Source organism: Halomonas sp. TH-94 (assembly GCF_057473365.1).
This window is the reverse complement of sequence record NZ_JBYCKL010000080.1, coordinates 1-26950: the sequence shown is the minus strand read 5'-3', so window position 1 is coordinate 26950 and position 26950 is coordinate 1. Positions and strand designations below refer to the sequence as shown.

Genomic DNA, 26950 nt, shown 5'->3' with positions numbered 1-26950 from the left:
GGGCTGTTGGCCGGCTGTGCCGGCGAGATGTCGATCCTCGACCCTGCCGGGCCGGCGGCAAGCGCTCAGTTCTGGGTGTGGTGGGTCATGCTCGGCGTCAGCGTAGTCGTTTCGCTGGTGCTCTTCGCGCTATGGCTCTTCACCTTTCGCCGTCGCGAGCAGCCTCAGCGAACCCCGCGCGAGGAGCAGCGCATCATGCTGCGTTGGGTACTGGGCGGCGGCATCGGCCTGCCTGTGGTCAGTATCGTCGCACTGCTGCTGCTGGGAGCCCCCACCGGCCGCAGCATGATCCCGCTGCCACTGCCCGAGGGCGAGGCGGAGCTCATCGAGGTGGTCGGCCACCAGTGGTGGTGGGAGATTCGCTACCCCGGCGACGACGGCGAGCCTGATGTCGTCACGGCCAATCGGCTGGTGATGCCGGCCGGCGAGCCCGTCGATTTTCGCATCATCAGTGCCGACGTGATTCACGCGTTCTGGATACCGCGCCTTGGCGGCAAGCGGGACATGGTGCCGGGAAGGCATTCGATCATTCGGCTCCAGGCCGATTCGCCCGGCGTGTTCGGCGCCCAGTGCGCGGAGTTCTGCGGGGCACAGCATACCGCCATGTTGCTTCACGTCGAGGCGTTGGAGCGTGACGACTACGATGCCTGGCTGGCCGAGCGCCGAGCCCCACCCGAGCAGAATGATGAGTTCAGTGAGGCGCGAGAAGCTTTCGGTGAACACTGCGCGGCCTGCCATACGGTCGCGGGCTTTCCCGAAGCGCTCGTCGACGATGACGTGGCGCATGACATCGTGGGGCCCGACCTGACCGACATCGGCTCCCGCCCCACTTTAGGAGCCGGGATATTGCCCATGGAGGAAGGGGCCATCGCTTACTGGCTCATGCATCACCAGACGCTCAAACCCGGCAACAGAATGCCGCCCCATAACCATATCGAGGCAGACACACTGCAGGATATTGGAGACTGGCTGGAGACGATGGAACCATGAGCGATACCAAGGACGCGACCCTGACCCCCGAGGTCCGGCAATTGCACAAGGGATTGGATGAGGTGTGGGGCAACCCCAAAGGCCTGCGCGCCTTGACCGTGGTGAACCACACCACCATCGGCCTGCGCTTCATGGTCACCGGGGCGATCTTCTTCCTGATCGGTGGTCTGCTGGCGATGCTGATCCGAACTCAGCTGGCCTTCCCCGACAACGACTTCATGTCGCCCGAGATCTACAACCAGGTCTTCACCATGCACGGCACGGTGATGATGTTCCTGTTCGCCATCCCCATTCTCGAGGGGTTGGCGATCTACATGATCCCCAAGATGATCGGGGCCCGCGACCTGGTGTGTCCCCGCCTCACTGCCTTCGGTTACTTCTGCTATTTGTTCGGCGGGATAATCCTGGCTTCCAGCATGATCCTGGAGATTGCGCCGGCCAGCGGCTGGTTCATGTATACGCCGCTCAGCAGCGGAGAATACTCGCCCGGCCCCGGTTCCGACTTCTGGCTGCTGGGTATCACCTTCGTCGAAATATCCGCTCTCTCCGCCGGGGTGGAGCTGGTGGTGTCGATACTGCGTACCCGCACTCAAGGCATGGCTCTGCACAAGATGCCGCTGTTCGCCTGGTACATCCTGGCCATGGCGTTGATGATCGTGGTCGGTTTCCCGCCGCTGATTCTCGGCAGCATATTGCTCGAGCTGGAGCGTGCCGCGGGCATGCCTTTCTTCGAGGTGGCCGGCGGTGGCGATCCGGTGCTGTGGGCGCACCTGTTCTGGCTGTTCGGTCATCCCGAGGTCTACATCATCTTCCTGCCCGGGGCGGGTATCGTCTCGACCCTGATACCGGTTTTCGCCGGCCGGCCCATCGTCGGCTACGGCTGGGTGGTGGCGGCCATCATCATCATGGGCTTCGTCAGCTTCGGGCTCTGGGTGCACCACATGTTCACCCTCGGTATCCCGCAGCTGGCACTGGCTTTCTTCTCGGCGGCGAGCATGCTGGTGGCGATTCCCACCGCCATACAGATATTCGTCTGGCTCTCCACCCTATGGCTGGGTAGGCCAAGGATGTCGCTGCCCATGCTGTGGATCGTCGGTTTCCTGGTGATCTTCGTCCTGGGCGGCCTGACCGGCGTCATGCTTGCTCTGGTGCCGTTCAACTGGCAGGTCCACGACACTCACTTCGTGGTCGCGCACATGCACTATGTGCTGGTGGGGGGGATGCTGTTCCCGCTCATGGCAGGTCTCTACTACTGGCTGCCTCAGGTATCGGGCCGCATGCCCTCGGAGCGACTGGGCAAGTGGAGTTTCTGGCTGATCTTCCTTGGCTTCAATGTCACCTTCCTGATCATGCACTGGACCGGGCTCCTGGGGATGCGTCGGCGGGTCTTCACCTACGATACCGCCATGGGTTGGGACATCTACAACCTGATCTCTTCGGTGGGCGGTTTCATGATGTCGGCCGGCGTGGCGCTGCTGATACTCGACATTGCGCTGCACTTCCGCTTCGGCAGAAAGGCGCCGCAGAACCCGTGGGGCGCCGATACCCTGGAGTGGGCGATGCCCAAGCCACCTACGGCTTACAATTTCGTCAGCCTGCCGAAGGTCGAGACCCGCCATCCGCTATGGGAACAGCCCGAGCTCTCACGCACCATCTACGAGGGACGGCACGGTCTCAACACCATCCATCATGGCCGGAGGGAAACCTGGGGCAGCGACGCCCTGACCGGCAAACTGCGCGAGACCATCCATTTACCCACTAATTCATGGTGGCCCTTGTTTGCCTCGCTGGCACTGGCGGTGGTGTGCGTCAGCCTGCTGGTGCGGGTGTACTGGCTGGCGGCGGTGGTGGCCCTGGTGGCCGTCGTGCTGTTGCTGCGCTGGTCCTGGGAGAACGGCGTGCATCCCAATGTGGATCCTGAAGCCAGTCGGGAGCCCAGCGATCCACCGCTTCACTACCACACCATGAACGGGCCTGGCGTATGGTGCATGTCGGTTTCCCACTTGGCCAACGGCTCGCTCTATCTCTCGCTGCTGTTCGGCTGGTTCTATCTATGGACCGTGGCGCCGCAATGGCAGATGCCGGAGACATCGCCGCTGTCGATGCCGCTACTGGTGGTGGCGGGCGCGGCACTGACCTTGGGCACGCTTCTGCTCCGCAAGCTGGTAAACGGCCTGCGCCGCGGTGAGGGAGCCGGGCTCGGCCTGTCGATGTACGGCGCGGGTGGCCTGGGAGTGCTGCAAACGCTGCTGATCGTCGCCGTGATGTGGCTGGCGGAGCTGTCACCGACCGAGAATGCCCACGATGCCACGCTGTTCGTGGCGCTGTGCTACGTGCTGATTCTCTCCTCCCTGGGGGCCGTGCTTTGCATCCTGCAGGGGCTGCGTGTGGGCTTCGGCTATGTCAGCGTCGAGCTGCCCATGGAACCGGTGGTGGTGGTGCGCCTCTGGTACTACAACCTGGTGGTCTACTGGAGCCTGTTCGTGGCCATCTGGGTGATGCCGACCCTGCTGCGAGGTGGTGCATGAAACAGCTGCTGAGACTGTCGCATCCCATTCATCTGGTGGGCGGCTTGACCATTTGGGGTATCTGGTTCGTGGCGATCTACGCCGGGCTGTCGATCGCCTGCTCGATGGCGCCCCCGGACCCCGAAAGCGATATGCTGACCGGCATCAACCTCGGCGTGGGGCTGGCCACCCTGGTCTTCACGGCTCTGCTGCTGTGGTTGGCCTGGGCCAGCGTCAAGACAGCACGCAAGGCTGAGGTGCGTCGCGATTGCTACTTTGCCTACATTTCGGCCGGGGTGTATCTCTTCTCGGCGGGCGGAACGCTGTTCGTGGGTTATCCAGTGGTTGTCTTGCCACCCTGCCTTTAGGGGTGCGGCGGGTTCGACGGCGTGAATCCCGGCATTGCAGGGTGACGCGATTCAGACGTTGCGGCGGGGCTGCTATACTCGCGCCAGCGCGGCGATGCCAGGCCGCAGGATTCATCAACGGGGGAGGGCGCCCGATGCAGAATGCCGTGATTCTGATCAATACCGACAAAGGGCAGGTCAAGGCGGTGGCCGAGCGGCTCGCCGATGTCGAAGGTATCAGCGAAGTCTATTCCACCTGTGGCCGATACGACCTGGTGGCCATTGCCCGCACGCGAGACTTCGAGAGCCTGGCGGAGCTGGTCACCGAACGTCTCAATGCCGTCGAGGGGATTCGAGATACCGAGACCCTCAATGCCATGCAGGTGCACTCCCGGCACGATCTCGAAACCATGTTCTCGCTGGGTTGGTGACGAGCTACCCATAGTCGCTGCCATCGACGCCGGTGCTCGATGCACCGGCTTTGGTTCCTTGTCGGATACTTTCCATGATCTCAGTACGTGCACGTGGTAGAAGGCGCCGTTCGGTGCTGCCACGCTGGCGCTCCCGTGTTCGCCAATTCGGTATCACCCTCGTCTTCGTGCTGGTCGGCAGCGGCTTGTGGTACACCCAGGAGCAGGAGTATCGCGACCAGCTGAGCTGGATGGGCGTGCCCACCTGGGAAACCCTCACCCCCTTGACTGTGCACCGGGTGCTGCGCAACGACGGCTTCCTGATGGGCTGGTCGGACGTGCGCGTCAACCCGCTGTGGGTCAGCTATTTGCTGTATGAAGTGGAAGACCGCAGCCCGGGGCCCAGGCCCGATTTTCGCCGCGACTGGCGCACCTTGTGGCCGATTGCCGCCGACAGCTATTCCGGCAGTGGCTACGACCGGGGCCACCTGGCACCCAACTACGCCATTGCCGTGGTCCATGGGCGCGAAGCCCAGGAGCAATCGTTTTTGATGAGCAACATCTCTCCCCAGCGCCCGGACCTCAATCGCCGCCTCTGGCAGCGCCTGGAGGCGGTCGTCATCGATCATTTCGTGCCGCGCTTCGGCGTGGTGCAGGTAATCACCGGCCCGGTCTTTCCCGAGCGCTTCGTGGACAACGTGACCAACCGGGTAGGGCTGGTCGAGATCCCCGAAGCCTTCTACAAGATCATCGTGGTGCCGGCGGAAGAGCCCATGGCGCTGGCCTTCATCATGCCCCAGGAGGTGCGTGGCAATGAACCGCTGGACGATTACCTGGTGAGCATCGACGAAGTGGAAGCGCGCACGGGGCTCAATTTCTTCCCGCGTCTGCCCGAGGAGGTCGCCGAAGTGCTGGAAGGAGAGGTGGTGGCAGAGGGGTGGGACTTGGAGGAGGTGGCGCGCCTGCCGTCGCGCTTCTGAAATAAATGGCTGCGCGCGGAATCGCAGGCACAAAAAAACCGCGATTCGTCGCGGTTTCTTGGGGGTGCATGACGCTATGTGCTCGTGAGAGCGGTGGTGCCCAGGAGAGGACTTGAACCTCCACATCCGTAAGGATACTAGCACCTGAAGCTAGCGCGTCTACCAATTCCGCCACCTGGGCGCATCATGCCTCGTCGTACCTGTCGCCGTGTTCGCGTGCCTGGGATGGTGCCCAGGAGAGGACTTGAACCTCCACATCCGTAAGGATACTAGCACCTGAAGCTAGCGCGTCTACCAATTCCGCCACCTGGGCGAACACGAGACTTTCGAGCTTTCAATAGCGTGGACGCCCACCCGGCCAAGGCTCCCGAAGCGAGCGATGGTGCCCAGAAGAGGACTTGAACCTCCACATCCGTAAGGATACTAGCACCTGAAGCTAGCGCGTCTACCAATTCCGCCATCTGGGCAGGCGACGCGTATCTTACCCAATTGGCGGCCCAATGCAAGACCGTCGGGCGGGAAAAAGGAGAAAATTCCCGGTATGTTCGCCACCAGGCATCGACCATGGTTGGGTCGCGTCCGCGCGGGCGCTATACTGCCGGGATGACAAACGACTTCATTAGCAACATCCTACGTTCGCGGCCTGACACCCGCGCCCTTCCCGGAACGCTGTCCCCGTTGCCAAGGACGCCTTACGCATGACTCATTGGACGCTCAGCGACGATCCCCACGCTAGCCGAGAGGCACATAAATACGACAATCCGGCTCCCAGCCGAGAATACCTGCTGGCACGTCTCGAGGAGTACGGCAAGCCGGTGACTCACGAGAAGATGAGCCGCATGCTGGGACTCGAAGACGAGGAGCTGCAGGAGGCGGTGCGCCGCCGCCTGGGAGCCATGGAGCGCGACGGCCAGGTGCTTCGCAACCGTGCTGGCGCCTATGCTCTGATCGACAAGCTCGACCTGATCAAGGGCAAGGTGCTGGGGCATCGCGACGGTTTCGGCTTCGTGCTGCGTGACGACGGCAAGAAACCTGACCTGGTGCTGCCGCCCCGTCAGATGCGTCGCGTCTTCCACGGCGACCATGTCCTGGTACGCGTCAGCGGGCGTGACCGTCGCGGCCGCGACGAAGCCACCATTGCCGAGGTGCTCTCACGCAATACGCAGACCATCGTTGGGGTCTATCGCGAAAACACGTCCGAATTCGGCGTGCTGATTCCCGAAAATCCGCGCATCACCCAAGAGGTGATCATTCCACATAGCGCCTGCGGCGGCGCTCGGGACGGTCAGGTGGTGTCGGCCAAGATCGTGCAGCAGCCCGAAACCCGGGTGCAGCCGGTGGGCGAGGTGGTCGAGGTGCTCGGCGAGCGCATGGACCCCGGCATGGAAATCGACATCGCCATCCGCAGCTATGAAATTCCCGCCGAATTTCCGCCTGAGGTGCACGATCAGATTGCCGAGATGTCGGCCGAGGTGGCCGAGCAGGACAAGCAGCACCGCATCGATCTGCGCGATATTCCGCTGGTCACCATCGATGACGAAACCGCCAAGGATTTCGACGACGCGGTGTGCGCCTGGAAGACCAAGTCAGGCAGCTGGAAGCTGATCGTCGCCATCGCTGACGTGTCCCACTACGTTCGTCCCGGCACGCCCCTCGACGAGGAGGCGATTCGGCGTGGCAACTCGGTCTATTTCCCCGGGCAGGTAGTGCCGATGCTGCCCGAGCTGCTCTCCAATGGGCTCTGCTCGCTCAATCCCGGCGTAGACCGTCTGGCCATGGTCTGCGAGATGAATATCTCAAAGCAGGGAGTGATCAGCCGTTACCGCTTCTACGAGGCGGTGTTCCGCTCCCATGCCCGGCTGACCTACAACAAGGTGGCGGCGATCCTCGATGGCGACGATGCCGAGGCGGATGCCCTGCGTGAGGAATACCGCGAGCTGGTCAAGCCACTCCAGGGGCTGCACGAGCTTTACCGGGTGCTGCGTCAGGCCCGGGAGGAGCGTGGCGCCATCGACTTCGAGACCACCGAGACGGCCATCCTCTTCAACGAGGAGCGCAAGATCGAAAAGATCGTGCCGCGCAAGCGCAACGATGCCCACAAGATCATCGAGGAGTGCATGCTGGCGGCCAATGTCGCCACCGCACGTTTCCTCGACAAGCACGACCTGCCGGCACTTTACCGTATCCACGAGCGTCCCTCGCCGGAGCGCCTCGACAAGCTGCGCCTGTTCCTCAACGAGCTGGGCCTTGCGGTCGGCGGCGGCGACGAACCGACGCCGCAGGACTACCAGGCGCTGGCCGAGGCGATTCGCGGGCGGCCGGATGCCGACGTAATCCAGACCGTGATGCTGCGCTCGATGAGCCAGGCGGTGTACTCGCCCCAGAACGAGGGGCATTTCGGTCTGGCCTATCCGGCCTATGCTCACTTCACCTCGCCGATTCGCCGCTATCCCGATCTGCTGGTCCACCGTGCCATTCGCTCGGTGGTGCGCGGGCCGCGTCAGACCAACACCGTGCTGCGCGCCGAGGGCGCCAAGGTGGAGCCGCCGAGCAAGTGGTGTCCCTATACCTTCGAGCAGATGCTCGAGCTCGGCGAGCACTGCTCGATGACCGAGCGGCGCGCCGATGACGCCACTCGAGACGTGGAGGATTGGCTCAAGTGCGAATTCATGTCCGACAAGCTCGGCGAAGTCTATGAGGGCACCATCGCCTCGGTGACCCAGTTCGGCATCTTCGTACGCCTCGACGAGGTCTACGTCGAGGGGCTGGTGCACGTTACCTCGCTGCCCTCGGACTATTACCATTACGAGCCCGAGAAGCACCGCCTGAAAGGCGAGCGCACCGGCATGAGCTATCGTCTCGGCGACGGGGTCACGGTGCAGGTGGCGCGTGTGGATCTCAACGACCGCAAGATCGACTTTGCCTTGGAAGACGAGAAGCCGCGCCCCAAGCGTCAACCGCGCAAGCGGCGCGGTGAGCCGGAGGCGACCTTCACCCCCAAGCCGGACGCCGGCAAGGTCGAGGAGAAGGGTGAGCGCGGCAAGGGTAAAGGCGGCAGGCGTCGCCGGGGGCCGCGCAAGTCGCAGGCGCGTAGCTGATGGCGGCCGGTCGAAAGGGGCCGGGCCGTGATGCCGGCTCCAAGAAGAGGGGGCGGCAGCACAAGCCCGCCCCGTCGGGCATGCCCGGCGGGCTGGATGCCGTTTTCGGGGTGCACGCGGTGCGGGCGCTGCTGGCTCGCTGCGAAGTGCCCAGACAGCTTTGGGTGCAGGAGGGGGAGGCGCAGCAACGCCTGGCCGATCTCATCGACCAGGCGAGGCGGGGCGGGGCGCGTGTCGAGCTTCAGCCGCGCGACGTCCTCGATCGCCTGGCCCAGGAAGCGTCGCACCAGGGTATCGTCGCCTTTGCCGCACCGCTTGCCTTCGAGAGCGAGGCGGCGCTGTGGTTCAAGCTGGAAGCCTGGCCCCACGAGACGCCACCGCTACTGTTGATTCTCGACGGCGTGACCGACGTGCACAACTTCGGTGCTTGCCTGCGCAGCGCCGATGCCGCCGGCGTGCACGGCGTGATCGTGCCCAAGGACAAGGCCGCTCCGCTCAACGCTACGGTGCGCAAGGTGGCCTGCGGCGCCGCCGAGAGCCTGCCGGTCTACCAGGTGACCAACCTGGCCCGCGCCCTGGCCCGGCTCAAGGAGTTCGGCGTATGGATCACCGGCACCGCCGGCGAGGCCGATGCGCTGCTCTACGAGGCCGGCTTCACAGGGCCCATGGCCCTGGTGATGGGTGCCGAGGGCAAGGGCATGCGACGCCTCACCCGCGAGGCCTGTGACGGGCTGGTCAAGCTGCCCATGGCCGGCAGCGTCTCGAGCCTCAACGTCTCCGTGGCCACCGGCATCTGCCTGTTCGAGGTCGTGCGCCAGCGGCGCACCGCCGGCTGAGCTGGCGGTGCGCCGCTGGCTTGCATGTGGCGGCGCAGGCCACTAGAATGCAGGCGCCCGTTCCTGCGTGAGCGGGCATTGCTATTTCAAAATCACCTCCTTGCTTCCCTTGACGCCAATCGCGCACGCGGAAGCTGCCAACCCGAAAGGAGATCCCATGCGTCATTACGAAATCGTGTTCATGGTTCACCCGGACCAGAGCGAGCAAGTGCCGTCCATGGTCGAACGTTACTCCAGCATCGTCACCGAGAGCGGTGGCACCGTGCATCGCCTGGAGGACTGGGGCCGTCGTCACCTGGCCTACCCGATCAACAAGATCCACAAGGCTCACTACGTGCTGATGAACGTCGAATGCAGCGGCGAGACTCTCGACGAGATCGAGAACATCTTCCGCTTCAACGACGCCATCATTCGCAGCCTGGTGGTGCGCTGCAAGGAAGCCATCACCGAAGCTTCGCCAATGATGAAGCCGGCAGACGACAAGCGAGCGCGTCGCGAAGAGCGGCCGCGCGCTGAAGAAGAAGAAACTGCCGAAGCCCACTGATAGCACGTACCGAGGAGTCTCTACATGGCACGCTTTTTCCGCCGTCGCAAGTTCTGCCGTTTCACCGCTGAAGGCGTGAAGCAGATCGACTACAAAGATCTGGACACGCTGAAGGCCTACATCACCGAAACCGGCAAGATCGTACCCAGCCGCATTACCGGTACCAAGGCCCGCTACCAGCGTCAGCTGGCAACCGCCATCAAGCGCGCGCGCTACCTGGCTCTGCTGCCCTACACCGACAGCCACCAGTAAGCCGCTGACTCGATGTTGCCCATTGCCCGATGGTTGATGCGCGGCACGCCCTATGCCGTAGGCGGGGCGGCGCTGGCTGCGGTCATTCCCTGGCTGTTCTGGCTAAGTGGCGCCATCGTGGCCCTGGTCACGCTGCGTCGCGGCCTGTCGCCTGCCTTGCCGGTCATGGTGGCGGCAGCCGTCCCTGCCGGCTGGTGGTGGACTCAGGGCGATGCCATTCCGCTGGCCAGCGTACTGCTGGTCACGCTGATGGCAGTGGTGCTGCGCTCCCGCATGCGCTGGAGCGAGGCGCTCGTGGTTGGCACGCTGGCCGCAGCGGCGATGATCCAGCTCGGCGTTTTCGTGCCGCCGGGCGGCACAGGGCCGCTGCTGGAACAGCTGCGTCAGGGGTCGGCCGAGATCGACCGTATGCTGACCGAGCTGGGACGCCAGGGCTTGGATACCGAAGAGCTGGCAACGCTGCTGATCGGTGGTATTACGGGTTTGGTCGTGCTGATGGCCGCGGTGGGCTGCTTGGCGCTGGCCAGGGCCTGGCAAGCGGGGCTCTACAACCCCGGCGGCTTTCGTGAGGAGTTTCACGCGTTGCGCCTGGCGCCGCGAGAACTCTTGCTGCTGGTAGTGCTCGGCGTGGTGGGGATGGTGTTGGGTTTGCCGTCGCTCTCCATGCTGGTGTGGGTGCCGCTGCTGGTTGCCGGTATCGCCCTGGTGCATGGCTTCATTGGGATAAAGGGTATGAACGGGCTGTGGTTGATCGCATTCTACGTACTGCTGATCACCACCTGGCCCATGATTCTGATAGTGCTGCTGGTGGCCTTCATCGATGTGTTTGCGGACTTCCGCAGCCGTCTGGCCCCTCGCGGCGACTGACAAGAGGTTAACGAGATGGAAGTCATTCTGCTCGACAACATCGGCAAGCTGGGTGGCCTGGGCGACAAGGTCACCGTGAAACCCGGCTACGGCCGTAACTACCTGGTGCCTTACGGTCTTGCCGTGCCGGCCACCAAGGACAACGTGGAAGCCTTCGAGGCGCAGCGCGCCGAGCTCGAGTCACAGGCTGCCGAACGCAAGGCGATTGCCGAATCCCGTGCCGCTCAGCTGGCCGAGATCGAACTGTCGCTGGTTGCCAAGGCCGGTGAAGAAGGCAAGCTGTTCGGTTCCATCGGCCCGCGTGACCTGGCCGAAGCGCTGGGCCAGGCTGGCATCGATGTCGCCAAGAGCGAAGTTCGTATGCCCGAAGGTCCGATCCGCCAGACCGGTGAGTACGACATCGACCTGCATCTGCACGCCGAAGTCGATGCCACCGTTCGTGTGGTCGTCGTCGCCGAGTAAGCGTTACCGCTAGCTCGACCGACCCAGGGGGCGCAGGCATTATTGCCTGCGCCCCCTTGTCGTATGCGTCTTAGACATTGGTAGTAATATTACGGTTTGGCTTTGCGTCACCGCACTTAAACGATTAAGTTTTTTCTGCCTGACGATCGCGTTCAGGTTGGGGCAGCAAGGTAATGCGGTATCGATCCGATGCTTGTCTTAAACGATACAGTGCCGTGCTTCCCAGCGTCTCCTTGAGTACACAATCAAACAAACACAAAGGATCAACCTCGATGAAGACTGCCTTGCCAAGAACTCCACTGGTCATGGCCGTGGCTGTGGCCAGCTTTGGCATGATCGGCCATGCCGTTGCCGACACTTCGGCCCTTGAACAGCGCCTTCTGGAGCTCGAGAATCGCATTGCCGCTGCCGAGCAACGCGCCACTTCTGCGGAGCAGCGGGCTGAAATTGCCGAGGCTCAGGCGGCGGGACGCGTCAATGACGAGGTCATGGAGGAGCGACTGGCTCGAGTGGAGCGTCAGGCCAGCGGTGAAGAGGGCTTCTCGTTCAACGTCTATGCCCGCTCGGGGCTGCTGCTGGGCGAGGATCGCAAGAGCATCGAGGGTGGGCCCTACGTGACGCCGGCCGGTGGATTGGGGGGCGCGGTAGGGCGCCTGGGTAACGAGGACGACACCTACGCCGAGGCCATCCTCAACTACCGCATGCAGTTCGACAACGGTGCCCGGGCGCACTACCGCACCATGCTGGCTAGCGGCACTACCACCAGCAACGACTGGGACGGCGACTCAAACCTCAACGTGCGTCAGGTATACGCCGAGTTCAGTGACCTGCCGAGCTTCACCGGCGCCTTCGAGAACGCCTCGATCTGGGCCGGCAAGCGCTTCGACCGCGACAACTTCGACATCCACTGGCTCGACAGCGACTTCATCTTCCTCGCCGGTACCGGCGCCGGTATCTATGACGTGCAGCTGGCCGACAGCTGGCGCTCCAACTTCTCGCTCTACGGGCGCAGCTTCAGCGATTTTCCGGTGCGTCCGGAGTATCCGGGGGATGATGGCAGCACGGACAGCCTGATCCTGACCTCGAACAACTACTTCGGTAACTGGCAGTGGATGGTAAATGCCCTCTCGGCAGCCGACAACGACGAGCGTGACATCGGCTCAGGACAGACCGCCGCCGATAGCGGCTTCCATACCATGGTGGCCTACCACGGCGACAGCTTCTTCGGCCTGGGCGAGGGCAACTTCAAGGTGGCGCTGCTGCACGGCCAGGGCCTGGGCGCCGAGGTAAAGGGGCTCGGCAGCGACGGCAACCTGACCGATGACGCCCAGGCCACCCGCCTCGGTATCTACGGCACCACCTACCTGGCACCCAACTGGCGCATTGCCCCGGTACTGTTCGGTGAAATGAGCAAGGATCGTTACGTCGACGGTGACGACTACAAGTGGTTGACCCTGAGTGCCCGTGTGGCAAACGAGATCACCCAGAATTTCGAGATGCAGTACGAGGCCAGCTATCAGTACATGGACCTCGATCCCAACGGCTTCGATGGCCGCAACGCGGTGAGCGGGGACTTCGGCAAGCTCACCATCGCACCGACCTTCAAGCCCCAGGTAGGCGGTTTCTGGCAGCGACCCGAAATCCGCGCCTTCGCCTCCTACACCGACTGGTCGAGCGAACTCAACGACTACGGCGCCAGCGCCTTCGGCAGCGACGGTTTCACCGGTGGCCAGTGGAGCTTCGGCGTGCAGACGGAGGTATGGTTCTGACGTAACGGCCACACATTGCCGGACCCCTGCTCGCAAGCTGCTTCGATACCTTGCCGCGACCGCTTTCGGTCGCGGCTTTTTTGTTGTCCCGGGAGGTAGGGCGGGCTTCGGGCATCGGGTAGAATGGCTCGGCTTGTTCTCACCAAGGTTGTTGCTTCATGAACGATACGCTCGAGCTCGACAAGGAAACCGCTGCGCTGAAGGTGCCCCCCCACTCGCTGGAGGCGGAACAGTCGGTGCTGGGTGGCTTGATGCTCGACAATCAGGCCTGGGACAACGTGGCCGATCGCCTGGTCGCCGACGACTTCTATCGCTACGAGCACCGCCTGATCTTCAACGCCATGACCGGTCTTGCCGAAGCGAGCAAGCCGCTCGATGTGGTCACCCTCTCCGAAGCGCTGGAGGGGCGCGATCAGCTCGATACCGTCGGCGGGCTGGCTTATCTGGCTGAGTTGGCCCGCAACACGCCTTCGGCGAGCAACATTCGCGCCTACGCCGACATCGTTCGTGAACGGGCCACGCTGCGCAAGCTGATCCGCGCGGCCAGTCAGATCGCCGACGGCGCCTTCAGCCCTCAGGGGCGGCCCGCCGACGAGCTGCTCGATGAGGCCGAGCGTCTGGTCTTCCAGATCAGTGAGGAACGCCCCAAGTCGGGCGGACCCATCGGCATGAGCGAGCTATTGGCCAAGGCGGTGGACCGCATCGACGAGCTGTTCAACATGAAGGGCGAGATGACGGGGCTCTCCACCGGCTTTCGCGATCTCGACGAGATGACGTCGGGCCTGCAGCCGTCGGATCTGGTAATCATTGCCGGTCGCCCCTCCATGGGCAAGACCACCTTCGCCATGAACCTCGTCGAGCATGCCGTCATTGCCAGCGACAAGCCGGTAATGGTGTTCTCCATGGAGATGCCCGCCGAATCGCTGATGTTGCGTATGCTCTCGTCGCTGGGGCGCATCGACCAGACCCGCGTGCGTACCGGCCAGCTCGAGGACGAGGATTGGCCGCGTCTGACGTCGGCGGTGAACCTGCTCAAGGACAAGCAGCTTTTCATCGACGACACCGCGGCCCTGTCGCCCAACGAGATGCGCTCGCGCATTCGTCGCCTGGTGCGTGAACACGGCAACATGGCGCTGGTGATGATCGACTACCTGCAGCTGATGCAGATCCCCGGTTTTTCGGAGAACCGTACCGGCGAGATCTCCGAGATATCGCGCTCGCTCAAGGGTATGGCCAAGGAGTTCGGCTGCCCCGTGGTCGCACTCTCGCAGCTCAACCGTTCGCTGGAGCAGCGCCCCAACAAGCGTCCGGTCATGTCCGACCTGCGCGAGTCAGGTGCCATCGAGCAGGATGCCGACGTGATTGCCTTCGTCTACCGCGATGAGGTCTACAATCCGGATAACCCGGACAACCAGGGCCTGGCGGAGCTGATCATCGGCAAGCAGCGTAACGGTCCCATCGGTACGGTGCACATGGCTTTCATCGGAAGGTACACCCGCTTCGAGGACCTGGCGCCCGACAGTTACGGTGAGGCATTCGGCGAGTGAGGGCGGGAGCGCTTGAGCCTTGCGTTGGGCTCCGTATAATGCCGAGCCCCCGACAGACGTTTTTCGAGGAGTGACCATGGCAGGCGGATTTAGACGCGGTAAGCGTCAGCGCGCCCCCAAGCTGGAAGCACGCGGCGTACTCGAGTCGCTGGAGCGCGAAGGGCCGTTCAAGGAGTGGCTCGGCATGCCGGATCTCTATCGTTTTCATTTGATCGTCGACGGCGAGGCTTACAGCTATCAGACCGAGGACGCCGAGCTCACCGTGGCGAAGGGCGACCGCGTAGTGTTTCGCTACAAGGAAACCAAGGCGGGCAAGTGGGTCGACCGCAACTCGCTGGCCAAGGCGATCGATCCTTCGGAATATCAGTGACGATTCAGGCGAGACGACTTTGAACCCCGCGGCGATTCCATTGTCATAGTTTCGATACGTTAGCGTCATGTGATTGATATCGGGCACAGTCATGCTGTGCCCGAAGCATATCCACAGACCCTACGGAACGATTCAGGACATGGAGGGAGCCATGGAATTCGAACAGTTGAAGCAGTTCGTCGCCCACCACGACAACTTCGAGGTGCGGGTCATTACCCATTCGGGCAGCCACTGCTATCAGGTAGAGCTCGAAGATGTGGAGGGGGCGCGCCACATGCTGGCGCGGCGTGGCAAGCCGATGGTGTTCCGCTCGCTGGAGGACGTGTACCTCGAGCTGCAGCGTGCCGGCATTCATCGCGCCTTCCTGGTCCAGCACGTACCGGAAGACGAGGTCGTAGGCCGCGAGGCCCACTATCACGACCCGCTCACGTCACGCATGCCGCTGGTCTTCTAGGCCTTTTAACCTTGATCCAAGTTATACAAATCGATTTCATAGTATAACTCGATGCCCCTGCCAGGCTTGTGCCTGATACAATGACGCTCCCTGTCTTTCGTCACGAGGAGCGCAGCGCATGGCGGCATCGCAAGTGGAATCGGGCTCGCCGGAGCCTCTACGTCCTACCCATGCTCCGGCGGATCATCCTGCGATCACCCGACCCAAGATTGGGGTGGTGCTGGCCAACCTGGGCACGCCGGATGCGACCGACTACTGGTCCATGCGACGCTATCTGAGCGAGTTCCTCTCCGACAAGCGAGTCGTCGATTACCCGAGCTGGAAATGGCAGCCCCTGCTGCAGCTGATTATTCTCTCGCGCAGGCCGTTCAAGTCGGGTGAGGCCTATCGCAGTATCTGGAATACCGAGAAGAACGAGAGCCCTCTGCTGACCATCACCCGGGATCAGACCCACAAGGTGGCCGAGGGGTTGAAGGCTCGCCATGGCGACCGGGTGCTGGTCGACTTCTGCATGCGCTACGGCAATCCTTCTACCGACAGCGTGCTGCGTCGCATGCAGGCGGCGGGCTGCGAGCGTATCCTCTTCTTCCCGCTCTATCCGCAGTACGCCTCGCCGACCACGGCCACCGCCAACGATCATGCGTTCCGTACCCTGATGAAGCTCAAGTGGCAGCCGGCCGTGCGTACCGTACCGGCTTACTTCGAGCACCCGGCCTATCTCGAGGCGCTGGCAAATTCGGTGCGCGAGGCCTATGCCGCCGCCGAGACGCCGCCTGAGGTGCTGGTGGCTTCCTATCACGGTGTGCCCAAGCGTTTCCTGCTCGAGGGCGACCCTTACCACTGCCAGTGCCAGAAGACCACCCGCTTGCTGCGCGAGCAGCTGGGCTGGGAGCAGGAGGCGCTGCAGACCGCCTTTCAGTCGCAATTCGGTCCCGAGGAGTGGGTTGGGCCACAGACGGTCGAGCACGTGGCCGAGCTGGCACGCCAGGGCAAGAAGCATATCGCCGTGATTTCACCGGCCTTCGCCTCCGACTGCGTGGAAACGCTCGAGGAAATCAACGAGGAGATTCGCGACAGTTTCCTGTCCGCGGGGGGTGAAAAGTTTACCTACATTTCCTGTCTCAACGATCGCGACGATCACATCGAGGCGCTGCTCGGCATCATCGACAACGAGTTGGGCGGCTGGGTCTGAGGCGTAGAGCGAGGAGCAAGTCAGGCCGCCTTCAGGCGGCCTTGTTGTTTCAGCGGAACAGGCGCGAGCGTTTCTGCTTGCGGTATTTCCACGGGTGCTTGGCGCGTGCCGGACGTGCCACGCGGCTCTGGCCTACGTCCTCATCGCGAAACTCCGGCACTGAACCCCGGGTGCCGGTGGTGAAGCGCAGGTGCATGTGGAGTCCGGTCTTGGCCAGCATGTGGCCGGTCACCGGGGCGGTGATGAACAGGAAAAGCGTAATCAGCAATTCCTGCACGTGCAGCTCGCGCTGGGTGATGGTGAAGTAGAGCATCGAGGCGACCAGGATGGAGCCGATGCCCAGTGTGGTGCCCTTGGTGGGGCCGTGCAGGCGGGTGAAGAAGTCCTTGAACTGCAGCATGCCGAGCGAGCCGGTGAAGGCGAAAACGCCCCCGGCAATCAACAGGAAGGCGATAACGCCCTCGGCAATCACGTAGAAGGTCATTTGGCGTCCCCTATTCGATGATGTCGCCGCGAAGCAGATAGCGGCACACGGCCATGGTGCCGATGAAGCCAAGCATGGCGATCAGGATCGCCGCCTCGAAATAGGTCTTGGTGTTGAGCCAAAGCCCCAGCAGCACGATCAGGGCAATGGAGTTCACATAGAGCGTATCGAGAGCCAGCAGCCGGTCGGGTACGTCCGGACCGATGGCCAGGCGGTAGACGTTCATCGCCATGGCCAGAACGATCAGCGTCAGCGTGATCAGCAAGGCAGTATCTAGCATTCGAAGATCTCCTTGAGCGGCCGCTCGTAGCGCTCGTGAATCTCGCGGATCAAGGCCTGTTCATCGTCGAGATCCAGCACATGGATCAGCAGCGATGAGCCATCCAGGCGGATGTTGGTCGATACCGTACCGGGCGTCATGGTGATGGTGTTCGCCAGCAGGGTAACGGCCAGACGATCGGTCACCTGCAGCGGATACTCGACGAAACCGGGGTGGGGCTCGCGGCGCGGCAGCAGAATCAGCAGGCTGACATGGATGTTGGCCTTGACGATGTCCCACAGCACCACGAGCACGAACATCGCCAGCTTGAGCGGGTGCTTGACCCGTGGCAGGGGTTCCCAGAAACCCTGAGTGAGCAAGGGGATGCCCACCGCTAGAATCAGGCCCAGCAGCACCTGGCCGGGCGCGATACTGCGTACCATGAGCAGCCATACCACCAGCAGCACCAGGGAAAGGGTGGGGGTAGGTAAAAAACGTCCCAGCGCCTTCATAGTGTGCCTCCCTGGGCTTCATCGTGGGGGATGGGAGCGCTCTGTACCAGGTCGTTGGGAGCGGCCTCTCCCAGCAGCTGCTGGATCACGGTCTGCGGCTGGGCCAGCTGTTCCGCGGCGGCATGAGTGTATTGGCTGATGGGGCCGGCAAAGACGACCAGTATGGGAGCGCTTGCGAGCAACCAGGCCACGCCGGTGAGCTGGAGCCTGCTGACCTTTCCGGCAGTCACTTCGCCCTTGTAACTGGCCCAGAAGAACACCGAGCCCGCTCGTGACATGGCGATCAGGGTACACAGGCCGGCCAGCAGCAGCAGTGGCCAAAGCCAGACGCGGGCGCCGCCCTCGGTGGCCTGCATCAGCAGCAGCTTGGCCAGCGAGCCTGCCATGGGCGGCAGGCCGACCACGCCTACGGCGGCGGTGAGGAACAGGCCGCCGAGGAGATAGCGCTGATGCAGTCGGCGTGCCCGCACCAGGCGCGTGCCTGCCTTGCCGCGCTGCTGACCGATCAGTTCGGCGATCAGAAACAGTGCGCCGCATATCAAGGTGGTATGAGGCAGGTAGTAGAGCAGGGCAGTGGTAGCGTCGGTTGTGCCCAGTGCGGTTGCCGCCAGCAGGGTGCCGATCGAGATCAGCACGAGGTAGGCCACCAGCGGCCGCAGGTCACGGGCAGCGAGGACCCCGAAGGCGGCCAGCAGGATGGTGGCCAGCCCTGACCACCACAGCCAGCCCAGAATGGCGGGCTCGGCGGCGCTGTCGACGAAAATCAGGCTGTGGACGCGCAGTATGGCGTAGAGGCCGAGCTTGGTCATGATGGCGAACAGCGCTGCCACGGGGGCGGGCGCCGAAGCATAGGTGCGAGGCAGCCAGAAGTAGAGCGGCAACAGGGCCGCCTTGAGGCTGAAGACCACGATCAGCAGTAGCGCCCCCGCGGTGACCAGTGCTGCCTGGTCGCCGGACATGCTGGCGACCCGGCGTCCCATGTCCGCCATGTTGAGGGTGCCGGTAGCGCCGTAAAGCACGCCGAGTGCGATCAGGAACAGCGCCGAGCCGGCCAGATTGAGAATCACGTAGTGCAGTCCGGCACCGACCCGCTCCTTGCCGCCGCCATGCATCAGCAGGGCATAGGATGCCAGCAGTGTGATCTCGAAGAAGACGAAGAGGTTGAAGATGTCACCGGTCAGGAAGGCGCCGTTGAGGCCCATCAGCTGAAGCTGGAAGATACCGTGGAAATTGCTGCCCTGAACGTCATCGCCGGCGCTGGCGAAGATCACGCAGCCCATGGCCAGTACGGCGGTCAGAGCCACCATCATTGCCGAAAGCCGGTCGAGCATCAGTACGATGCCGAAGGGTGCCTGCCAGTTGCCCAGCGCATAGAAGACCAGCTCGCCCCCGGCGGCCTGGCGCAGCAGCAGCAGCGAGGCAAGCACCAGCAGGGCGGTAAAGATCAGGCTCATACGGCGATGGGTCTGGTCGCTGGCCCGGCTCGACAGCAGCAGGACCAGAGCGCCGAGCATCGGCAACAGAATGGGCAGGGTAAGCAGATGCTGGCTCATCGCGGTGCGTCTCCTTCTTCACCCTGCTGGCCGTCCACATGGTCGGAGCCCAGGTCGCCGCGGGCGCGAATCGCCAGTATCACGACGAAGGCGGTCATGGCGAAGCCGATCACGATGGCGGTGAGCACCAGAGCCTGGGGCAGGGGGTCGGTAGGCGTCAGCGATTCCCCGACAACGGCCGCGGCGTGGGTGTTCAGGCCGCCGGTCGAGAACAGGAACAGGTTCACCGCATAGCCGAGCAGGGCCAGGCCGACGATCACTGGGAAGGTGCGTCCACGCAGCAGCAGGTAGATGCCGCTTGCGGTGAGCACGCCGACGACGAGCGAGAAGAGGGCTTCCATCAGCGTTCCTCCAGCGTTGGGCGGTTGATGGTGGTGACGCGGCCCAGGTTGATCAGAATCATCAGCGTGGCGCCGACCACGGCCAGATAGACGCCGAGATCGAACAGCATGGCGGTGGCCAATTCGAACTCGCCAATCACAGGCAAGTGGAAATGACCGAAGGCCGTGGTCAGGAAGGGGTAGCCGAACAGCCAGCTGCCAAGGCCCGTGGCCAGAGCGATGGCCAGCCCCGAGACGGCAATGATCGAATAGGAAACCGGCAGTCGCTCGCGGGTCCAGTCGTGACCGCGGGCCATGTACTGCAGAATCAGCGCGGTGGCGGTGATCAGGCCGGCAATGAAGCCGCCGCCCGGCTGGTTGTGGCCGCGCAGAAAGATATAGACCGATACCAGCAGCGCCAGCGGCAGCAGAATCTGTGCCACTACCGAGAGAATCAGCGGGTAGCGATGCTGCGACCAGCGAATGCCCTCGATGTTGCCCGAGGGCATGAACAGGCGCAGACGGTTGAGCAGTTTGAAGGTGGCAAGGCCAGCCAGGGTCAATACGGTGATTTCGCCCAAGGTATCGAAGCCGCGGAAGTCGACCAGGATGACGTTGACCACGTTGGTGCCGCCGCCGCCGGGAACGCTCTCGCGCAGGAAATAGTCGGCGATGGTGAGGGTCTCGCGAGTGAGCATGGCGTAGTTGAGCATGGCCACCACCAGGCCCAGCGAGGCGGCGAGCATGAGATCGCGTAGAATGCGCCGCCCCGATACCAGCAGCGGGGGGCGCTGAGGCAGGAAGAACAGGGCCAGGATCATCAGGATCATCGACGCGACTTCCACCGACAGCTGAGTCAGGGCCAGGTCGGGGGCGGAGAAACGCACGAAGGTCAGCGAAACCGACAAGCCGACCACCGAGAGCATCAGCAGCGATACCAGTCGCCAGCGATGGCTAAGGGCGCTGCCGATGGCGCCGAACACCATCAGCCCGGCGCCGAGGAACAGCATGCCGTCCAGGGGCTGCAGGCCGCGCTCGCCGGTCAGCGATTCCAGCTGGGTCAGGCCGATGGCGGCCATGGCCAGCGCCGTCAGGATCAGCAGTGCCTGGTAGCGCTGCAGGGAGCCATTCTCCAGGCGCAGGGTCAGCCACAGCGTGGCCTTGATCAAGCGCTGAACCATGGCCTCGAAGATCAGGCCGGCATTGCGCTCATGGAACAGGGCGGCGATAGCGGCAAGACGGCGATGCTGGCGCAGCACCAGTATGCCGCCCGCGACGGCGAACAGGCTCATCAGCAGCGGCAGATTGAAGCCATGCCACAAGGCCAGGCTGACGACCGGGGTGGTCTCGCCCTGAACGGCGAGGCTCGCTGCGTGCAGCAGCGGGGCGGCCAGAGTCATCGGGAAAAGCCCCACCAGCAGGCTCGTGGCGGCAAGGAACAGGCCGGGTGCAAGCATGCCGCGGGACGGGTCATGGACTTTCATCGGCGGCAGCGCCTTCTGCTCACGGGTCAGCTTGGGCTCGGCAAAGAACAGGCTCCAGATCAGGCGCAGCGAATAGGCCACCGAGAGCATGGCCGCCACCACCACCAGCAGGGGAATGACGATGCTGAGCGCCCCGAGCAGGTTGTTGATCAGGCTCTGTTCGAACAGCATCTCCTTGGACAGGAAGCCGTTGAATGGCGGGAAACCGGCCATGGCGGAGCCGGCCAGGATGGTCATGGTGCCGGTCAGCGGCATCATCGACCACAGCGCGCCGAGACGGTCGATGTCGCGGGTGCCGGTTTCATGATCGATGATGCCCACCATCATGAACAGCGCCGCCTTGAAGGTGGCGTGGTTGAGGATGTGGAACACCGCGGCGACGATGGCCAGCGGGCTGCCGAGCCCCAGCAGCAGGGTGATCAGGCCCAGATGGCTGACGGTGGAAAAGGCCAGTATGCCTTTCAGGTCACGCTCCAGCAGGGCAAACCAGGCGGCGTAGAGCATGGTCGCCAGGCCCACTAACGAAAGGCTCACCGCCCACAGCGCGGTGTCGCCGAGGGCCGGGTTGAGCCGGGCCATGAGCAGAACGCCCGCCTTGACCATGGTGGCCGAATGCAGGAAGGCGGAGACCGGCGTGGGGGCTGCCATGGCGTGAGGCAACCAGAAATGGAACGGAAACTGGGCCGACTTGGTGAAGGCGCCCAGCAGGACCAGCGCCAGAATCAGCGGATAGTGGTCGGAGCCACGAATGACATCGCCGGAAGCCAGCACGTCGCTCATGGCGAAGCTGCCTACCGCCTGGCCGATCAGCAGGACGCCGGCCAGCAGAGCGAGGCCGCCGGCCCCGGTTACCGTCAGGGCCATGCGAGCGCCGCGTCGGGCGTCGCTGCGGTGGCCCCAGAAGCCAATCAGCAGGAAGGACGAGATGCTGGTGAGCTCCCAGAACAGCCACAGCAGGATCAAGTTGTCCGCCATGGCGATGCCGAGCATGGCCGTCATGAACAGCATCATGTAGGAGAGGAAGCGGCCGTCGTCCTCCTCGGCGGAGAGGTAGAAACCGGCATAGAGCAGGATCAGACTACCGATACCCAGGATGAGCAGGGAGAACAGCAGCGTCAGGCCATCGATGCGCAGGGCGAGATCGAGGCCAAGCAGGGGCATCCAGGGTATCCGTAGGCTGACCACGTCGCCGGCCAAGACGGCGGGTGCATGCAGGAGAACCAGACCGAGGGCAAGCAGGGGGGCGATTAGAGTAGCGGTGACACAGGCCCTGCGACCGTGACGTGATGTCATTACCGGTACGATGATGCCGATAATGGTGAGAAGGGGAATCCACAGCAACGACATGGTGGTTCGTCCATTCTGGCGGCGGGTCGGTGCATCGCACCACGGCACGGAGATGAGCCGTGAGGTAGTGTGCCCGAGTACCACACACAGGCTAAGTTTTGGCGATCGAGGATCGGTGGGCCGGTCGTTGGGAACGGTGAATGAAGAAACGTTGTAAAATCGTTATACTAGCAAGCCGTTTCGTCGTGAAATCAACGCTCACCGGTGCCAGCCGCGGCGCAAAGTCTAATCGTTTTGCGCTGCAATAAACAGACTGGACCGGGCTGCCGACGCTCATCCTTTGGGCGTATTTTTTTTCGGCCGATGCCAAGATTTCTTTAATCGCGACGTACGATTTTGTGGGGCACCCGGACAGCGCTAGCCTGGCTGCCGACGGCTTGGCACGTGCGTGTCAGGTGGTGAGGCAACGTGTCCGGACGATGAACAGACAGAAGGGAACTGCATGATGCAATTTGCCGTGCTATCGGGGTTCGTGCTGGCCGCCTTTGCTCCATTGCTCCATCGCTGGTTCGGTGAACGTGCCAGTTTCGTATTGGCCGCTTTTCCCGCCATGCTGGCGCTTTGGTTCCTGAGCCTGATGCCGGCGATCATGAGTGGCGAGGTGCTCTTCCTGGAGCTCGATTGGGTGCCGTCTCTCGGCATGAGCCTGAGTTTCGTCATCGATGGCCTGGCGCTGTTGTTTGCGCTGTTGATCACCGTAATCGGCACTTTCGTACTCATCTATGCCGGGGGCTACCTCAAAGGGCACCGTGACCTGGTGCGTTTTCACATCGTCATTCTTGCCTTCATGGTGTCGATGCTGGGCCTGGTGCTGGCCGACGGCCTGCTGACCCTGTTCGTCTTCTGGGAGCTGACCAGCATCACCTCCTACCTGCTCATCGGCTTCAGTCATGCCGACATCGAGGCGCGCAAGTCGGCACGCCAAGGCCTGTTCGTCACTTTCGGCGGGGGGCTTGCCTTGATGGCGGGGCTGGTGTTGCTGGGCAACGCTGGCGGTAGTTGGTCGCTGGCCGAGATCAGTGCCGGTGGCATCGACCTGCGTGAACATGACCTCTACCTGCCCATGCTGCTGTGTCTGTTACTGGCGGCCTTCACCAAGTCGGCCCAGTTTCCGTTCCATTTCTGGTTGCCCAATGCCATGGCGGCGCCGACCCCGGTGTCGGCCTATCTGCATTCGGCCACCATGGTCAAGGCCGGCATCTACCTGCTGGCGCGCCTGCAGCCAAGCCTGGGCGGTACCGAAGCCTGGATCGGCATTCTCTCGGTGGTCGGCGCCCTGACCATGTTCACCGGGGCCTTTCTGGCCATACGTCATACCAACATAAAGAAGATGCTCGCCTACTCTACGGTGATGGCGCTCGGCACCCTGACGATGCTGCTTGGCATCGGTACCGAAGGCGCGTTGATCACCTTCGTCACTTTCCTGCTCGCCCACTCCCTGTACAAGGGGGCGCTGTTCATGGTGGCAGGCATACTCGACCACGAGACCGGCACCAAGGACATCACCGCCATGGGGGGGCTGCGCCCTCTGATGCCGGTAACGGCGATCATCGCCGTCATTGCGGCGCTGTCGCTGGCCGGGGCGCCGCCGCTGTTCGGCTTCATCGCCAAGGAGCTGATGTTCGAAGCGGTGCTGGACGCGGACGCCTTCGGCTGGCTCGTTCTATTGCTCGCCTTCGTTTCGGCATTCCTCACCATTGCCGTGGCGGCCATCATCGCCCTGCGGCCATTCTTCGGCGAGCGGCGTGCGACCCCGCGGGTGGCTCACGAGGCGCCGCTGTCGATGCTGCTCGGCCCGGCTTGCCTGGCAGCCCTGTCGCTATTGCTTGGTGTCTTGCCGGTACTCGCCGGCATGGGGGTGCTCACGGCTGCGGCATCGGCGGTCATGGGCGAGCCGGTAACGGTCAACTTGACCTTGTGGCACGGCATCAATCTGCCCTTGATCATGTCGATCGTGACCTTGGCTTTGGGCTTCCTGCTGTTCAAACGCTGGGATCGCGTACGTGCCACCCTGGCGCGGCTCGACCCCATCATGGCGCGCGGTCCCGAGGCGGGTTACGAAGCCTTCATGCACTGGGTCACGGTGGTGTCCGACTGGCAGACGCGCATTCTCCAGAACGGCTACATGCGCAACTACATACTGGTGATGGTGCTGGTGCTGATCGCCCTGCTGGGAAACTCGCTGCTGCTCAGGCATCCCCTCGAAATCGCCTTCGAACTCGATGTGCGCTTCCATGAAGTGGTCGTGGTCGCCATGATCGTGTTCGGCGCCCTGTTTGCCGCCATCGCCCGCTCGCGGCTCAGTGCCGTAGTGTCGGTCGGGATCATGGGCTTTTCCATTGCCCTCACTTTCATTCTTTTCAGCGCCCCGGATCTCGGAATCACCCAACTGCTGGTGGAGACCTTGACGGTGATCCTGCTGGTGCTGGTGCTGTTCCGCCTGCCGCGTTTCGCCAGTCTGTCGACGCCGCTCGAGAGGGTGCGAGACGTTCTGGTGGCAGGGAGCGTGGGTATACTGGTCACCCTGCTCATTCTCACGGCATGGGGCATCGATCAATTCATCCCGATTTCCGACTACATGATCGAGAACAGCGTCCCATTGGCCCATGGACGCAACATCGTCAACGTCATACTGGTCGACTATCGCTCACTGGATACCCTCGGCGAGATCTTCGTCCTGGCCCTGGCCGCGATCGGGGTCATCGCCATGCTCAAGCTGAGAGCGCCGGTCAAGCCCGCCAAGCCGGCAGCGCCGGAGAAGGAGTCGAGCCATGGTTAAGTCGGGAACCCTGATACTGCATACCGCGGCACGCATTCTGATGCCCCTGCAGCTGCTGTTCTCCGTGTTCCTGCTGCTGCGCGGCCATGACGAGCCTGGCGGTGGCTTCATTGCCGGGCTGGTAGCGGCAGGGGCCTTTACCCTCTACCTGTTTGCTTTCGGGGTCAGTGCCACGCGTGACGTATTGCGTATGGTCGATCCTCGCGATCTGATCGGCATGGGATTGCTGCTGGGCATGATCTCGGTCTTCCCGGCCTGGTTCGTCGACGAGCCCTTCCTCACGGCCCAGTGGTGGACGATCCCGGGGGTCGATTTCTATGCCTCGACCCCGCTGATCTTCGATATCGGCGTCTACCTCGCCGTATTGGGCTCGGTGCTGGCCATGGTCATGACACTGATGGAGGTGGACAAGGATGAACCCTGAGCACGTGGGCGCTGCGGGTGCCTTATCCCCGATTCCGCAGGGAGGAATGCTATGGAACCGGTAATGGCCGTGGCCATTGGCCTGCTCTACGCAGCCGCCATCTTTCTCATGCTGCGTCGATCGATCGTCAAGCTGGTGATCGGACTGATGCTGCTCTCCAATGCCGCCAACCTGCTTATCTTCACGTCGGCCGGCATGACCCGCGGCGCACCGCCGCTGATACCCGAAGGGCTTGCGGCGCCGCTGGGCCCCGTGGCGGACCCGCTGCCGCAGGCGGTGGTGTTGACCGCCATCGTGATCGCCTTCGGCGTACTGGCTTTTGCCGTGGTATTGATCCGTCGGGCCTATGAAATCGTCAAAGCCGATGACCTGGACAAGATGAAGGAAACCGATACGTGAGGCCCGAAGTCGCGCTCCCCATTCTTCTCCCGCTGCTGTCGGGCGCCATTTCGCTGCTCTTCTGGCGTACCCGCCCCATGCAGCGTTTCACCGCCGTGGCCGGCAACCTCGCTCTGCTCGGTGTGGCGCTTTGGTTGCTGGTTTCGGTCAGCCAGGAAGGCTACGTGGTCATCCAGATGGGCGGCTGGCAGGCGCCCTACGGCATCACCCTCGTGGCCGACATGCTCAGTGCCGTCATGGTGGTGCTGACCGGCATCATCGGCCTGACGCTGTCGATCTACTCGCTGGCCACCACCGGGCCAGGCCACGAGCGCTTCGGCTTTTATCCGCTGATGCACCTACTGCTGGCAGGCGTTGCCGGTGCCTTTCTTACCGGCGACGTCTTCAACCTCTACGTCTGGTTCGAGGTCATGCTGGTGGCCTCCTTCGCGCTGCTGATCCTGGGTGGCGAGAAAGCGCAGATGGAGGGGGCGATCAAGTACGTCACCCTCAACCTGCTGGCCTCGGTGATCTTCCTGTCAGCCGTGGGTCTGCTGTACGGCATGGTCGGTACGCTCAACATGGCGGATGCCGCCCAGCGTCTGGCGGTGGCGGAACATCAGGGCATGGTCGAAGTACTGGCGGTGATGTTCATGGTGGCGTTCGGTATCAAGGCCGCTGCGTTCCCGCTGTTCTTCTGGCTTCCGGCTTCCTACCACACCCCGCCGGTGGCGGTATCGGCGCTGTTTGCCGGGCTTTTGACCAAGGTGGGCGTGTACGCCCTG

26 protein-coding genes and 3 tRNA genes are annotated in these 26950 nt (G+C 63.1%); 20 read left to right on the top strand and 9 right to left on the bottom strand.

Annotated features, from left to right (window positions below; translation table 11 throughout):
- The first annotated feature begins 6 nt into the window (after positions 1–6).
- The 5 genes from coxB (at position 7) to AC2VNO_RS14985 (ending at position 5234) form a co-directional block, all read left to right on the top strand.
- Positions 7–990 carry a cytochrome c oxidase subunit II gene (gene coxB / locus AC2VNO_RS15005; RefSeq protein ID WP_486934877.1) on the top strand — a complete coding sequence of 328 codons (984 nt, stop codon included), beginning with the start codon at positions 7–9 and terminating at the stop codon, positions 988–990.
- The gene (gene ctaD / locus AC2VNO_RS15000; RefSeq protein ID WP_486934876.1) at positions 987–3518 is read left to right on the top strand and encodes a cytochrome c oxidase subunit I; all 2532 of its coding nucleotides are present in this window, start codon (positions 987–989) and stop codon (positions 3516–3518) included. Before coxB ends, ctaD begins: the two co-directional genes overlap by 4 nt.
- Positions 3515–3865: a hypothetical protein gene (locus AC2VNO_RS14995; protein ID WP_486934875.1), complete on the top strand. Its 351-nt coding sequence runs from the start codon at positions 3515–3517 to the stop codon at positions 3863–3865. Before ctaD ends, AC2VNO_RS14995 begins: the two co-directional genes overlap by 4 nt.
- Before the next feature lie 134 nt (positions 3866–3999).
- The gene (locus AC2VNO_RS14990; protein WP_043510462.1) at positions 4000–4275 is read left to right on the top strand and encodes an Lrp/AsnC family transcriptional regulator; all 276 of its coding nucleotides are present in this window, start codon (positions 4000–4002) and stop codon (positions 4273–4275) included.
- 74 nt (positions 4276–4349) lie between these two features.
- Positions 4350–5234, top strand: coding sequence for a DNA/RNA non-specific endonuclease (locus tag AC2VNO_RS14985; RefSeq protein WP_486934874.1), 885 nt, complete (start codon positions 4350–4352; stop codon positions 5232–5234).
- Between the two features lie 94 nt (positions 5235–5328).
- Here the strand turns inward: AC2VNO_RS14985 and AC2VNO_RS14980 are convergent.
- The 3 genes from AC2VNO_RS14980 to AC2VNO_RS14970 form a co-directional block, all read right to left on the bottom strand.
- A tRNA-Leu gene (locus tag AC2VNO_RS14980) sits at positions 5329–5415 on the bottom strand.
- 45 nt (positions 5416–5460) lie between these two features.
- Positions 5461–5547, bottom strand: a tRNA-Leu gene (locus tag AC2VNO_RS14975).
- A 67-nt stretch (positions 5548–5614) separates the two neighbouring features.
- Positions 5615–5701 (bottom strand) — tRNA-Leu (locus AC2VNO_RS14970).
- A 231-nt stretch (positions 5702–5932) separates the two neighbouring features.
- Here AC2VNO_RS14970 and rnr point away from each other — a divergent pair.
- The 11 genes from rnr to hemH all read left to right on the top strand — a co-directional run bounded on the left by rnr (position 5933) and on the right by hemH (position 16625).
- Positions 5933–8332: a ribonuclease R gene (gene rnr, locus AC2VNO_RS14965; RefSeq protein WP_486934873.1), complete on the top strand. Its 2400-nt coding sequence runs from the start codon at positions 5933–5935 to the stop codon at positions 8330–8332.
- An 80-nt stretch (positions 8333–8412) separates the two neighbouring features.
- Positions 8413–9168: a 23S rRNA (guanosine(2251)-2'-O)-methyltransferase RlmB gene (rlmB, locus tag AC2VNO_RS14960; RefSeq protein ID WP_486934933.1), complete on the top strand. Its 756-nt coding sequence runs from the start codon at positions 8413–8415 to the stop codon at positions 9166–9168.
- A 157-nt stretch (positions 9169–9325) separates the two neighbouring features.
- Positions 9326–9712: a 30S ribosomal protein S6 gene (rpsF, locus tag AC2VNO_RS14955; RefSeq protein WP_228578091.1), complete on the top strand. Its 387-nt coding sequence runs from the start codon at positions 9326–9328 to the stop codon at positions 9710–9712.
- A 24-nt stretch (positions 9713–9736) separates the two neighbouring features.
- Entirely contained in the window at positions 9737–9964 is a 228-nt protein-coding gene (gene rpsR / locus AC2VNO_RS14950; protein ID WP_010629658.1) for a 30S ribosomal protein S18, read from the top strand.
- 12 nt (positions 9965–9976) lie between these two features.
- Positions 9977–10831 carry a hypothetical protein gene (locus AC2VNO_RS14945; protein WP_486934872.1) on the top strand — a complete coding sequence of 285 codons (855 nt, stop codon included), beginning with the start codon at positions 9977–9979 and terminating at the stop codon, positions 10829–10831.
- 15 nt (positions 10832–10846) lie between these two features.
- Positions 10847–11293: a 50S ribosomal protein L9 gene (gene rplI, locus AC2VNO_RS14940; RefSeq protein WP_228578095.1), complete on the top strand. Its 447-nt coding sequence runs from the start codon at positions 10847–10849 to the stop codon at positions 11291–11293.
- 272 nt (positions 11294–11565) lie between these two features.
- Positions 11566–13062, top strand: a complete 1497-nt coding sequence (locus AC2VNO_RS14935) for a carbohydrate porin (RefSeq protein WP_486934871.1) — start codon at positions 11566–11568, stop codon at positions 13060–13062.
- Between the two features lie 158 nt (positions 13063–13220).
- Positions 13221–14609 (top strand): replicative DNA helicase, encoded by a 1389-nt coding sequence (dnaB, locus tag AC2VNO_RS14930; RefSeq protein WP_486934870.1) that lies wholly within the window; start codon positions 13221–13223, stop codon positions 14607–14609.
- A gap of 76 nt (positions 14610–14685) precedes the next feature.
- Positions 14686–14979, top strand: a complete 294-nt coding sequence (locus tag AC2VNO_RS14925) for a hypothetical protein (protein WP_228578100.1) — start codon at positions 14686–14688, stop codon at positions 14977–14979.
- Positions 14980–15130: 151 nt separating this feature from the next.
- Positions 15131–15433 carry a DUF6482 family protein gene (locus tag AC2VNO_RS14920; protein WP_228578102.1) on the top strand — a complete coding sequence of 101 codons (303 nt, stop codon included), beginning with the start codon at positions 15131–15133 and terminating at the stop codon, positions 15431–15433.
- Between the two features lie 118 nt (positions 15434–15551).
- Positions 15552–16625: a ferrochelatase gene (gene hemH / locus AC2VNO_RS14915; RefSeq protein ID WP_486934869.1), complete on the top strand. Its 1074-nt coding sequence runs from the start codon at positions 15552–15554 to the stop codon at positions 16623–16625.
- Positions 16626–16674: 49 nt separating this feature from the next.
- On the opposite strand, the gene AC2VNO_RS14910 is transcribed toward hemH, so the two are convergent.
- The 6 genes from AC2VNO_RS14910 to AC2VNO_RS14885 are packed head-to-tail and all read right to left on the bottom strand — an operon-like array spanning position 16675 to position 22584.
- The gene (locus AC2VNO_RS14910) at positions 16675–17109 is read right to left on the bottom strand and encodes a Na+/H+ antiporter subunit G (RefSeq protein ID WP_486934868.1); all 435 of its coding nucleotides are present in this window, start codon (positions 17107–17109) and stop codon (positions 16675–16677) included.
- Positions 17110–17119: 10 nt separating this feature from the next.
- Positions 17120–17389 carry a K+/H+ antiporter subunit F gene (locus AC2VNO_RS14905; protein ID WP_228578108.1) on the bottom strand — a complete coding sequence of 90 codons (270 nt, stop codon included), beginning with the start codon at positions 17387–17389 and terminating at the stop codon, positions 17120–17122.
- Positions 17383–17880: a Na+/H+ antiporter subunit E gene (locus tag AC2VNO_RS14900; protein ID WP_486934867.1), complete on the bottom strand. Its 498-nt coding sequence runs from the start codon at positions 17878–17880 to the stop codon at positions 17383–17385. The genes AC2VNO_RS14905 and AC2VNO_RS14900 overlap by 7 nt, the downstream gene beginning before the upstream one ends.
- On the bottom strand, positions 17877–19433 hold the full coding sequence (locus AC2VNO_RS14895; protein WP_486934866.1) for a monovalent cation/H+ antiporter subunit D: 1557 nt from the start codon (positions 19431–19433) through the stop codon (positions 17877–17879). The genes AC2VNO_RS14900 and AC2VNO_RS14895 overlap by 4 nt, the downstream gene beginning before the upstream one ends.
- Entirely contained in the window at positions 19430–19774 is a 345-nt protein-coding gene (locus AC2VNO_RS14890; RefSeq protein ID WP_228578114.1) for a Na+/H+ antiporter subunit C, read from the bottom strand. Before AC2VNO_RS14890 ends, AC2VNO_RS14895 begins: the two co-directional genes overlap by 4 nt.
- A complete protein-coding gene (locus tag AC2VNO_RS14885) occupies positions 19774–22584 on the bottom strand; it encodes a monovalent cation/H+ antiporter subunit A (RefSeq protein ID WP_486934865.1) in 2811 nt (936 codons plus the stop codon). Before AC2VNO_RS14885 ends, AC2VNO_RS14890 begins: the two co-directional genes overlap by 1 nt.
- A gap of 445 nt (positions 22585–23029) precedes the next feature.
- Between AC2VNO_RS14885 and AC2VNO_RS14880 the strand changes: the two genes are divergently transcribed.
- The 4 genes from AC2VNO_RS14880 to AC2VNO_RS14865 all read left to right on the top strand — a co-directional run.
- Positions 23030–25363: a putative monovalent cation/H+ antiporter subunit A gene (locus AC2VNO_RS14880; RefSeq protein ID WP_486934932.1), complete on the top strand. Its 2334-nt coding sequence runs from the start codon at positions 23030–23032 to the stop codon at positions 25361–25363.
- Entirely contained in the window at positions 25356–25787 is a 432-nt protein-coding gene (locus AC2VNO_RS14875; protein WP_486934864.1) for a Na+/H+ antiporter subunit B, read from the top strand. Before AC2VNO_RS14880 ends, AC2VNO_RS14875 begins: the two co-directional genes overlap by 8 nt.
- 51 nt (positions 25788–25838) lie before the next feature.
- Positions 25839–26186, top strand: a complete 348-nt coding sequence (locus AC2VNO_RS14870) for a Na+/H+ antiporter subunit C (RefSeq protein ID WP_114480077.1) — start codon at positions 25839–25841, stop codon at positions 26184–26186.
- The coding region (locus tag AC2VNO_RS14865) for a proton-conducting transporter transmembrane domain-containing protein (RefSeq protein ID WP_486934863.1) at positions 26183–26950 on the top strand (768 nt) is incomplete at its 3' end. The genes AC2VNO_RS14870 and AC2VNO_RS14865, both read left to right, overlap by 4 nt.